Below are 11,948 nucleotides of genomic sequence, written 5' to 3' on the forward strand. Positions count from 1 at the left end.
TCCCATGGCCAAATTCTTTATCGACCGCCCGATCGTCGCCATCGTCATTTCGATCATCATGGTGGTTCTTGGCCTCGTCTCCATGGTGCAACTCCCCATTGCGCTGTTTCCCAACATTGCCCCTCCTGAAATCATGTTACAGGCCACGTATGTCGGCGCGGATGCCGTTACCCTGGAGCAGTCCGTGGCCACCCCCATCGAACAGCAGATGGCCGGAGTAGACAATTCCATCTATATGTATTCCATGAACGCCAACAATGGCCAGATGACGTTGCGCGTGGATTTTGACGTCGACACGATACCCAACGATGACCAGATCCTGACGCAGATGCGTTACATGCAGGCCGAATCGCAATTGCCTGCCGACGTGAGAAACTACGGGGTCACGATCAAAAAGGCCACCACCAGCCCACTGGCGATTTTCAGCCTCTATTCCCCTGGTGGCACGTATGACGAAATTTTTCTGGCCAATTACGCCTACGTCAACATCAACGATTCCCTTGCGAGGGTTCCCGGTGTGGCGCAGGTCTTGATCTTCGGAGCGGGTCAATATGCCATGCGCTTCTGGGTAGACCCCGACCATCTGGCTAAACTGGAAATCACGGTAGCCGAGATTCTGGATGCCATCAAAAAACAGAACACGGTCAACCCCGCCGGTCAGATCGGTGGGCAGCCCGTTCCCCAGGGACAGGAATTCACCTATACCGTGCTCGCCCAGGGCCGCCTGGCCAACGAGGAGGAGTTCGGGCAGATCATCGTGCGTGCCAACGCGGACGGCTCCATTATCCGGTTAAAGGATGTGGCGCGTATCGAACTGGGTGCGCAAACCTACAGTCAGATCGGCCGTCTGGACGGAAAGCCCAGTGCGGCCATTGCTATTTATCAACTTCCTGGTTCAAACGCCATCACTACCATGGATCACGCCAAGAAACTGATGGCAGAGATGAAGCTGCGGTTTCCTGACGATCTGGAGTACAAGATCGCGCTCGACACAACCCTGGCGGTGCGAGAGGGCATCAAGGAAATCGTGCATACCCTCTTCGAAGCGGTGATCCTCGTGATCATTGTGGTCTTCCTTTTCCTTCAGGGATGGCGGGCCACCCTCATCCCACTCATTGCGGTTCCTGTTTCTCTTATCGGGACATTCACGGTATTCCCCATATTGGACTTTTCGATCAACACGCTGTCGTTGCTGGGGCTGGTGTTGGCCATCGGCCTTGTAGTTGACGATGCCATCGTTGTGGTCGAGGCGGTCGAACACCATATCGAGAAGGGACTGTCCCCGAAGGATGCCACCCGGAAAGCCATGGATGAGGTCTCCGGACCGGTGATTGCGATCGCCCTAATCCTCTCGGCGGTTTTCATCCCGACGGCCTTCATCCCGGGGATTACGGGAAGCTTTTATCAGCAGTTCGCACTCACGATTGCTCTCTCAGTCATTCTTTCCGCCTTTAATGCGTTAACACTCAGCCCTGCTCTCTCTGCCATGCTCCTGCGTCCCAAAACCCCTGCAAGAGGACCATTGGGAGCCTTTTTCGAGTGGTTCAATTACCGGTTTGAACGGGCCACCACCGGATATGTTGGATATTGCCACCATCTCATTCGCAAGGCCGGACGGTCCATGGTCATCCTGCTTGTGTTCATTATTGCCGCAGGGTTTTTGGGAACACGCCTTCCCACCGGCTTCCTTCCGACGGAGGATCAGGGATATGTTTTCCTGAACCTCCAACTGCCGTTAGCGTCCTCACTGCAACGAACGAATGAAGTCGCCAAGAAGGTCGAAGCTATTCTGCTCGAGACTCCCGGCATTCAGCACGTCACCACCGTCGTGGGATATAGTTTGTTGAGCAGTGTGACGACGACCTATAACGGATTCTTTTTTGTCACACTCGCCCCATGGGAGGAACGCACCAAACCGGAGGAAAAACTTTTAGCTATTTTCAAAGATGTAAACCGGAAACTCGCGGCATTGCCTGAAGCCATGGCCTTTCTTTTCCCTCCGCCGGCCATTCCTGGCGTGGGGACCTCGGGAGGCGTTTCCTTCGTCCTGGAGGATCGTTCCGGACAGGATGTGGCCTTTCTTGCAAAAAACCTCGAACGTTTTATGGAAGCTGCCCGTCAACGACCGGAAGTCGCTTCCGTGAATACCACCTTTATTCCCGCAGTACCTCAAGTGTTTGCCAAAGTAGATCGGGACAAAGCGCTCAAACAAGGCGTGCAACTGGAGGATGTCTATAAAACGCTCCAGGCATTCATGGGGGGTGTGATGGTGAACTATTTCAATCGATTCGGCCGTGTCTGGCAGGTGTATGTGCAGGCGGAAGGAGACTTTCGGACCAATGCCGAAAACGTCGGTCAATTTTTCGTACGAAATACGTCCGGTGAAATGGTCCCGCTCTCGACCCTTGTCACTATGGAAAAAGTTTCCGGGCCTGAATTCACCATGCGCTTCAACGGCTACCGGTCCGCACAAATTTTCGCTTCCGGAAAACCGGGGTATACCTCCGGTCAGGTCATGGAAGCCTTGGAGGAGGTCTTTACCGAAACCATGCCACATGAAATGGGCTTCGATTACATGGGCATGTCATTCCAGGAAAAGGCCGCGGCTGAGGGAGTACCCGCCAGTGTGATTTTCGGCTTCTCCCTCCTCTTTGTCTTTCTGATCCTGGCAGCCCAGTATGAGAGTTGGGGTCTCCCCTTCAGTGTGCTTTTCTGCACGCCGATCGCCGTGTTCGGAGCGTTTGGAGCTCTGTGGGCACTTGGAATGGAAAACAACGTGTTCACTCAAATCGGCCTCATCATGCTCATCGGCCTGTCTGCAAAAAACGCGATCCTGATCGTGGAATTCGCAAAAATGGAATATGAAAAAGGTCGTTCTCTGGTGGAGGCAGCACTTACGGGAGCCCGGCTACGCCTACGGCCGATCCTGATGACCTCGCTGGCCTTTATCCTGGGAGTGGTTCCTCTGGTTCTCTCATCGGGGGCAGGCGCACACGGGAGAATTCTTCTCGGGGTGGCCGTGATCGGAGGGATGATCGCCGCCAGCTTTATTGCCATTTTTCTTATCCCTGTCGCGTTTTATGTCGTAGAACGGCTCATGCACCGTCATGACGAGGAACTCCCCCCGGACCCTGAGGGCCCGACATCCGAAGACTATGAGTTCCTGGAGGATAAAGATTCACTTAAAATATCCTCACAACACAAAACCGGACAGGCTTCAATTCATCTTCAGGGAGAGCACTGATATGCCAAAATGTAGTGCCATGCTCCTGAGCCTCCTGATCGCCTTCGGCTGCACCATGGGGCCGGATTACAAGCGGCCCGATATTCCGACGTCCGATTCCTGGCGGCTCGCACCCGACACATCTGAATCCATCGCCAATATACCGTGGTGGGAGTTGTTCAAGGATGAAGAACTTCAAAAACTCATCCATACCGCTTTAGAGGAGAATCTTGACCTGCGAGTTGCGGCCGCGGCGGTTGAGGAATTTAACAACCAACTGGTCATCGCTCAATTCGACCTCGCCCCTTCCCTGGATTATTCCGGCGATGGCTTGTTCTATCACAACACGAATAATGGACTCTCCACTGGAGGCGGATCGATTCTCCCTGGGCAAGCCGCTGGAAGAAGCGGACGCGGGAACCTTGACTATTCGAGGGAATCCTTCATGGGGGGCATCAAATGGGAAGTCGATCTTTGGGGAAGGATTCGCCGGAACGTCGAAGCCACCAGAGCGGAATTACTGGCACGAGTGGAAAACCAGCGCGGGGTCGTCATCGCGCTGGTCAGTGACGTCGCCCAATCCTACTTCACCCTCCGTGCTCTTGATCTTCAGGTGCAAATTGCCAAACGCACGCTCAAAGTCTGGGACGAAGCCGTGAGACTCAGTCGGTCGCAATATGAACACGGGTATGCTTCGAAGTTGGATCTGGATCGATTCGAGGCCGAACAGGCTGGCACGAGAGCACAGTTGGCAAATCTGGAGCAGCAGGGAGTTCAAGCAGAGAACCGGATTAGCGTCCTATTAGGACAACGGCCGATGGCCATCCCGCGTGGGTTTGGGCTCACGGAACAACCTCTGCCACCGGAAATACCGGTCGGATTGCCTTCTAGTCTTCTGAGTCAGCGCCCCGATATTCTGGAGGCGGAACAGAAACTCATCGCATCCAATGCAAATATCGGTGTGGCCCAGGCTCTACGCTTTCCTCAATTCAGTATCAACGGCGGTGGTGGGGTAGCTGGTTTTCAAATAAATTCCATGGGAACCGGACCGTTCGCAACGGTTGGAGTCGCAGGCACCTTGACCGGTCCACTTTTCAACGCGACGGCACTTGGCTACGGGGTGGGAATTGCAACCGCACAAGAACAACAGGCCCTTGCCCGGTATGAGTTGGCCATTCTCAATGCGTTTAGAGAAGTTGAGGATTCATTGATCACGATTACGAAAACCCGCGAACAACGTGAGGCACAGGAATCCCAGGTTGCATCCCTTAAGTCCGCGTTGAATTTCGCAGACAAACGTTACCGGGGAGGGTTTGCCTCCTACCTGGATGTCTTATCAGCACAACGGGACCTCTTTCAGGCCGAACTGAGCCTGGTCTCAACCAGGCAGCAACATCTAAGTTCCATCGTCCGGCTCTACAAAGCCCTGGGTGGCGGTTGGACCCCTTCCGAGGGAGAACAACAAGGATGAGAGCTCTCCCTCAACGTTGGACTGCTCCAGGAATCGGAACATGGTCGGAGAGGGTCAATTGGAAGGAAAGGATAAATTATTAGAACACGCAGTTTTTTTTCGAGAGAATCATTCTTCTGTTCTCACAAACAGGAGGCTTCATTCAGGGGTTATTGAGATTCTCCACCTGCAACAACAGAAGGCAGCTTCTTAATTGTCTGAATACGTGAGAGTGGTGACAGGCTGTTCATCCCGTTCCTTCGACGAAATTTTGGATTCTCATCATCACTCACATACTGGTATGGCCAGGTGCGGTGTGACGGCCACAGACCACGCATCGGAGATGGCTTTTTCTTGGGGGAAATTTAAACCATTTCTGGAACACATTACGGACTGACTTCTTTCATGTTGTATGACTGGACATTCCTGGTCTGGCACATAACTCAGTGAAAGGGAGGTGAATGGTCAAACGGGTCTTCTTGTTTTTCATGCTGTCGATGGTGGGCTGGTTTTCCTCTTTCAGTCAGGCTCAGGAGGCTGGCTACGATTATCCTGATGTGAGTCCATATGCCGCGACAGTAATTGGAACTCCGGTGGCACTAAAAGCCGAACTTCCCCAGCATATCCCCATTGAAGACCGTGAATTGAATGTATTTCCAGATCGCGCTCTCCCCGACATTCTCTGGTATGGGGAGAATATGCGGTATTCATTGGTGACCCAAGACAAACCCTCACCGTTGATATTTGTCATCGCCGGGACCGGCGCAGGGTATAATTCTGAAAAGATGCAGGTTCTGCAGCGAGCATTTTTTCAGGCGGGCTTCCATGTTCTCTCTTTATCCTCCCCTACTCATCCCGACTTTATCGTCTCGGCCTCCCGAACCGGGATCCCCGGTCATCTTCTGGAAGATTCACAAGACTTGTATCGAGTCATGCGATTGGCCTGGCTGGACATTGAACACGAAATCGAGGTCACAGAGTTTTATCTCACGGGATACAGTTTGGGCGCGGCCCAGGCGGCCTTTGTGTCCCAACTTGACGGCGAACAGGACGATTTCCATTTCACAAAAGTTCTGCTGATCAACCCGCCGGTAAGCTTATACACCTCGACCTCCATCCTTGATGACCTGCTGGCTAACAATATTCCCGGCGGAATGGATCAATTTCCGGATTTTTTCGACAACGTGTTTCATACCTTTTCGGAAGAATACCAGCATGGTGAATTCGTGAGTCTTAGCGGTGAATTTTTATATTCAGCCTATAAACACCGGCATCTTCCGGATGAGCTCCTAGCCGCACTCATTGGCACCTCGTTTCGCCTCTCATCCGCAAATATGGTTTTTACATCCGACGTCCTGACCAATTCGGGATATATCAAACCGAAAAATCTGGTGTTGTCGGCAACCGACTCGGTGACGGACTATTTTAAAGTCTCCAATCATGTGACATTTTTGGATTATTTCCGTGAAATGTTTTACCCGTTTTTTCAAGCTAGATACCCCGGGATGACGGAACAGCAGCTCATCGCAAACCTGAGTTTGGCCACACTGGAGGAATACCTAAGACACACCCCGAAAGTCGGACTTCTGCATAATGCGGATGACATCATCCTTGCGCCCGGCGAATTGGATTATCTCAAGACATTATTCGGGCCGCGGGCCAAAATTTATCCCCGGGGAGGACATTGCGGCAACCTGGATCACAGGACCACCCTGAATTATATCGTGGATTTCTTTCGAAACCCTCTCCCCCCAAACACGGTTCAGCACCCTGAAACCATGCTCCCGACGCCCGGACCGATGGCTGGTGGCTACCCGACGCATCAGGCAGCTGGACTGAACGATTTTCCTGCCCCTCGCATCCCACAGAGAATTTCATACCCATCCTCTCTCGACTTCCCATCTCAACTCGATCAACAAATCCAGAACTTAGAGAGCAAGCTTCAAGAATCTCATGCCTATCTGCAGGCCGCACAAGCCCGGGCGACAGCCTCGGAAAACATTCCTGACGCTGCGCTAAGGGTTAGTACCCGCAGCGCGGAGGACGCTGAAGGTGGAAGGATTGAACCGGCGAAACGGCCAATAGAGGACGTCGTGCATCCTGACGCCAGATATCTGGTGGATGTCTATGATCCCATAGAAGGGTTTAACCGGGGGACGTATAAGTTTAATGCACAGTTTGATGAATATGTTTTTCTGCCTGTGGTGGAAGGGTATGAAGCCGTCATGCCGGATTTTTTCGAGGATCGAATCTCAAATTTTTTCTCGAATATTGCCGACATCCGTAATCTGATCAACTCGATGCTTCAACTCAAGGGGGAAGCGACACTGAACACCTTGGGACGGTTTCTCATCAATTGCACTTTCGGATTAGGAGGATTTTTCGATCATGCCACTCCGTTAGGATTGCTGCAACAAACCGAGGATTTCGGCCAAACGCTAGGACATTACGGATTGAACCCGGGCGCCTATGTCGTACTTCCCATTTTTGGGCCTTCATCAATTAGAGATACGACCGGTCTGCTGACAGATTCCGCGGCCAGCATCTTCTATTTATACACTCCTTTGCATTTAAATCATCATTTTGAACGTAGTGTTCCCTTCAGTCTGACATGGGGAGTGGATATGAGGCATCAGTTGAGTTTTCGTTATTACCAAACGGGCTCTCCGTTCGAATATGACCTGATTCGGTTCCTTTATACCAAATATCGGGAATTGGAAATTGCCAAGTAGCCCGGTTTGGGGACTTTGCAGGTTTATCGCATTCTTTGTAAGATGACGTCATGATGATTCAATCGCTGCAGAGAAAGACCCTCACGAATCTTGTCCGAACAGGCCTGCTGCTGTTTCTTTTAGGTTATGGAGGGGGTAGTGAACAAGCCTATGGAGATTCATTGAACGATGACCTCGTGGATCTCACAGGAGGAGTCGTTCCCTTGCTCTCCTATGATCCCGGAGGAAGTTTCTCCGGCGGAGGCGAATTGTTTTCGGGAGGAAGGCTTTCCTCTCGTGGGGATGTCCGGTATCTGGTCCGATTGAAAAATCAAACCGGCGACCCCATTGAGGCCGATTCCCTTATTCTCGTCGTAGACAAAATTCAAGAAATGGCACGGCTTCGTGATGTGACCACCAGCCTCGATATTCAAGGAACCGATGGGAATACTGAAGATGGGAAACCGTATTTTCGGGTTCCGGTTGATGGCCAGGCAGAACTCCCCCCATACGGTGAAAGTGAATCGTTTCCCATCGAAATAAAGAACCCTGACCTTCTTCGCTTATATCCTCCGGTTTTACGAGTCCGGGGAATCCGAAAGACCGCCTCTCATGCGTATCAAGGTGCGCTGCAGAATCTGATCCAGGAAGGTGTCGTGACTCCGGAGGAAGCCAAAAAGTCGATAGACCAATCGCAATAGACGCAACGTGGAAAGTCATTGCCTGATGAAATTCCGCAGGACTCACGAAGGGATGAGAATAGTGAACAAACATATTCAAGCCTTGAGAATCAGCTTATTCGGTGTGATGCTCTTCTTCATGGTCAGCATCGAAACGGTGCCCGCCTCAATGGTAGGGAGCCTGAATGAACCCAACCCCGTAAGCGGCCATTCCATTTCTCTCAAAGAAATCACGCCTGCCGATGTCCTGGCCCGGGTTCAGATGCTTCGTGAGACCCTGGAATTGATCCGGTTTGAAATGGGAAAACCGTTGGCAATCCAATCCGAAGCCATCGTCACCAATGTTCACTCCCATGAAGCCTATTTCCAGGCCCTTACCCTCTTTCATAAGGCCGACCGTCTCGCGCTGGAACTCACCGGAAGTACAGGAATTTCACCGGAACCTATTTCCCTTTCCGCTCTTGCACCCTTGCATATCTGGAAATTGGTGAACGCAAGCTACCTTCGTATTTTGGCCATCAAGGAGGAATTAGGCCTGAAGGAAATTATTTCAGAACGCCCCGAAGATCCCTCGACCACTCTGACAGAAACCGGACGGGCCATTGTGCAAGCCAACCGGCAAATCAACTTACTGCAGGAGCGACACTTCTCACCTAGTGATGTGTCGCAACAAGTGCTTCTGGCCAGTCAGTATGCTAAACGGTTGCTGGCCAGGTTTCCCCAACCAAAGGAGCCTTCGGAGACTCCCCCGCTCGAAAGGGGCAAGCAGCCGGTCGATGTATTCCTTCGCCTGGTTGAATGCTATGCCATTCTGGAAACAATTGCGCATCAGTCCGGCATACCTGTTCTTCATCTTGATTTGCCGACCGCGAAAAATGTCGGCCATTCCCGGCGATTGGAACCAAGCGACGTCTATGATATGGCCACCCTCCTGGTTTCGGACCTGGCCTATCTCCACGCGCAACTCAAACAAATTGATGCTCCAAGGCCTATTCCATATCCGGGCCGCATGTTTCCTTCACATGTCTACCAACAAGCTACCGTGCTTCTACAGCAGTTAAAGACACTGGAACAGTTAGTCACAACCGATCCGAAATGGCTCTCCCGATAGACAATTGAACTTTTCTCTCATTCATTCATTCCATCACCCGCTTAGTCCCAAGGTAAATCACACTCCGGAAATCCTTGCCAAAGACCGTTGCCCGACAGACGGCACCACGTTGAGGAAACCGAACCGTACGCGTGGCAAGGCCACGTGCCCAACCATGAAGCGCTGGAACGAGCATACAACCTGGCGCCGGCAACCACAAAAATCATCGGCTCTTTTCAATCTCGAAACGAAAAAAGAATTTCAAACAAATTTCGACATGCCCAACGCCTTATATTGATAGCTCATGTCATAATAGGTGAGCTGTTGGTTCGGTCTTCATTCAGGCCAACAGTCTATTTGAGCCATTCGGGATGAGATTGAACCTGCGTGTGTAATACTTTCAATTGAGCCAGGAGTCCACCTACCTGTTGATACACATGGGAAGGCAGGATAGGACCATGAAGTCTGACAGGGGCTGGTGGAGGAATATGAGGAAGGTGGGCATGGAGATACGCAAGTTCAGAGATGATCAGCGTTGCTAAATCGTAGACATCATTCGACTGAATATCGGGACGATCCAGATTCTGAGGGGCCAACGTTAACATTTGAATATGGGAGGCCCGTGCGATATTTCCTAACACCATATAACAATCAATGAGATGGTCATAGCTATTCCATGACTTACGCCCTCGCTCAAGCGAAGGGAGAGGAGGCGGGGCGGGAGTGGAAGGAAATTGACGCAAAAGTTGTGTGGTGTAGTCGATGCCCAGGCCGACCAATTCTGCAGCATCTTTCGGAGAAAACTGATGCATCAGTAAAAGGTTGAGTTGGGTATTCGCCAATCCAATAACAAAAAAGACTTGATTGGGAGTAGTTTCACCATCGGCCAGGGCTTCACTGTTCGTCAGGGAAAGCCCTAATTGCTGTTTAAGAGACAGGAGTCGGCGCAAAGAGGTATCGATCATTTTCCAGACATGATAGGGACGTATATCGCCCGGATCCTCTTCTGTTCCCTCGACCTGCGATTTCTCGGTGAGTTCTGCGACCAACCTGGCCACTTTTTGATTAAGGGTTTTGGCTTGAAAGAACACCTCGTGAGGCGTCGCATTTTCAACCAGGAGGCCGATTTCGCGACTTTTGGGTCTTCCCATTTCAAAACGAATGTCGTCCAGTTCTTTCCGTACCAATTGCACACGTGCGAACACATCCGCCGGGGTGATGGATTCAATAGAAAGTTCATGACCACTCACGGGAGGAGGAGTGGTAATGTCCTTGGTCATTCCAAGACTTATCATTGGAAAACTGTTTAAAACCGCTATCATCACTCCAACTTTGAGAATGGGTAATGGCTGAATGGTGAAATGCATAGTAGTGGCCTTTTGTGAAAGCCCCGACCTCTTCCATTGAATTTGCCCAAGGGATTCGGTAGGCGGCAGTGGTCCATGTTGCTTGCCTTAATTGATCATTCTTCGTTGAACACGTTACCCCGACATTGGCGGCACTCCCTTCCAGCTTCAAGCCATATCTGAGGATCACCCCTGGTGGTTCGGGTCTATAACGGCCGTTGACAGCCCAAACCACCAACAAGACCGGACTTCCCCTGTTACAATTTCGATGATGTGTCTTTTCCGGTTTTCCTTCATACGTAGGACGATATCAAAAACACGATTCTCTCCACATCATTTTTATTCGTTGGGGTTCAATTTGTTGTCACCAAATAGTTGACCTCCCTAGTTCTGTCCGCACTATTTTGGCCATACGGCTGCGTTCCTTTACCGTGGATTGTCGGAAGAAGATTTAGAAGATCCACCAAGATTGGTAAAGGTCTTCTTAATTTTTCCCCACCAACCGCCTTTGATATCTTCGAGAGCCTGAGCGGTTTCTTGTCGCCCCTTTAAGGCCTCAACGCAGGGGTTTTGTTTCATCGTCCCCATGGTGGTTCCAGCAATTTGCGGAATCGCAATCACCCATCCCACCGGAGTGACTAACCCCAACAGTCCCCACCCGCCGCTTTCGGCTATGCGGAATTTGTCACTGGACACATCCGGATCTGAAAGCGGACCGGTGATGCGAACCGTGTGAGCCAGACTGAATAAACTGGGGTCTTTGGGCCGTGGAGTCAGGAGCACGTCCAGGGTTTCATCCGCCAGATTTAATTTTCCAATGCCCGCGATTGTCAGTCGATGGGAGTCGATGAGGATATCATTACTTTTCACCACTCCCTCTTCAATATCAAAATACCCGACAGTACAATTCAATTTGGTGACTGATTCACTTTCCCAGGCAGTAGTTAAGGCCGTCGTGATCAAATCAGCCGCCCACAAATCAATGTATTTTGTGGCCAGTTCAAGTGGGCCATCGACCAGCTCAAATCGTCCACTGGCTTGTTCCAAGACTTCATGTAACGTATCTCCTCGACCCTTTAGGCCCAGCATGATGGATTGGGACTGCCCTTTCACCAGATCGGCAACCTCGAACGATCTGCTGACGCGCTCATAATCCAGGCCCTGGACGTGCAGATTTGCCTCAAGGGTCGGAACGTATTGGGTTCCGTCGAGGACCAGTTTCCCTTCAACTTCCCCTCCCCAAAGATTTCCGGTTACGGGTTGCAGGGCAAGCAAGCCCTCTTCAAGGGCGATCTGAAATGAGGCATGGCCCAGATCCTCTTTGCTCTTTCGAATATGTTGAATTTCGACATCAAGCCCGAGATCAATGGCCCTGAGATCCTCAACCGGAAAAACCAAATCCGGAATCGACTTAAGCGTGGAAGCCTTTGGTTTTTTCCTTATGCCTA

The 11,948-nt window shown here is 51.3% G+C and carries 7 protein-coding genes; 5 read left to right on the plus strand and 2 right to left on the minus strand.

The window, feature by feature from the left end; all coding sequences use genetic code 11:
* Positions 1-4: 4 nt before the first annotated feature.
* The 5 genes from PP769_RS16545 (at position 5) to PP769_RS16565 (ending at position 9,175) form a co-directional block, all read left to right on the plus strand.
* Positions 5-3,244, plus strand: coding sequence for an efflux RND transporter permease subunit (locus tag PP769_RS16545; RefSeq protein WP_312642170.1), 3,240 nt, complete (start codon positions 5-7; stop codon positions 3,242-3,244).
* A gap of 1 nt (position 3,245) precedes the next feature.
* Positions 3,246-4,694 carry an efflux transporter outer membrane subunit gene (locus tag PP769_RS16550; protein WP_312642172.1) on the plus strand — a complete coding sequence of 483 codons (1,449 nt, stop codon included), beginning with the start codon at positions 3,246-3,248 and terminating at the stop codon, positions 4,692-4,694.
* A gap of 440 nt (positions 4,695-5,134) precedes the next feature.
* Positions 5,135-7,405: an MlaA family lipoprotein gene (locus PP769_RS16555; RefSeq protein ID WP_312642177.1), complete on the plus strand. Its 2,271-nt coding sequence runs from the start codon at positions 5,135-5,137 to the stop codon at positions 7,403-7,405.
* A gap of 50 nt (positions 7,406-7,455) precedes the next feature.
* Positions 7,456-8,085, plus strand: coding sequence for a hypothetical protein (locus tag PP769_RS16560; RefSeq protein WP_312642181.1), 630 nt, complete (start codon positions 7,456-7,458; stop codon positions 8,083-8,085).
* A gap of 61 nt (positions 8,086-8,146) precedes the next feature.
* Complete coding sequence (locus PP769_RS16565) at positions 8,147-9,175, plus strand: hypothetical protein (protein ID WP_312642183.1); 1,029 nt, start codon at positions 8,147-8,149, stop codon at positions 9,173-9,175.
* A 332-nt stretch (positions 9,176-9,507) separates the two neighbouring features.
* Here the strand turns inward: PP769_RS16565 and PP769_RS16570 are convergent, their stop codons facing one another.
* Positions 9,508-10,434, minus strand: a complete 927-nt coding sequence (locus tag PP769_RS16570) for a hypothetical protein (RefSeq protein ID WP_312642185.1) — start codon at positions 10,432-10,434, stop codon at positions 9,508-9,510.
* A gap of 492 nt (positions 10,435-10,926) precedes the next feature.
* A complete protein-coding gene (locus PP769_RS16575; RefSeq protein WP_312642187.1) occupies positions 10,927-11,898 on the minus strand; it encodes an AsmA family protein in 972 nt (323 codons plus the stop codon).
* Positions 11,899-11,948: the final 50 nt, after the last annotated feature.

Origin of the sequence: Candidatus Nitrospira allomarina (assembly GCF_032050975.1) — a bacterium.
GTDB lineage: Bacteria > Nitrospirota > Nitrospiria > Nitrospirales > UBA8639 > Nitrospira_E > Nitrospira_E allomarina.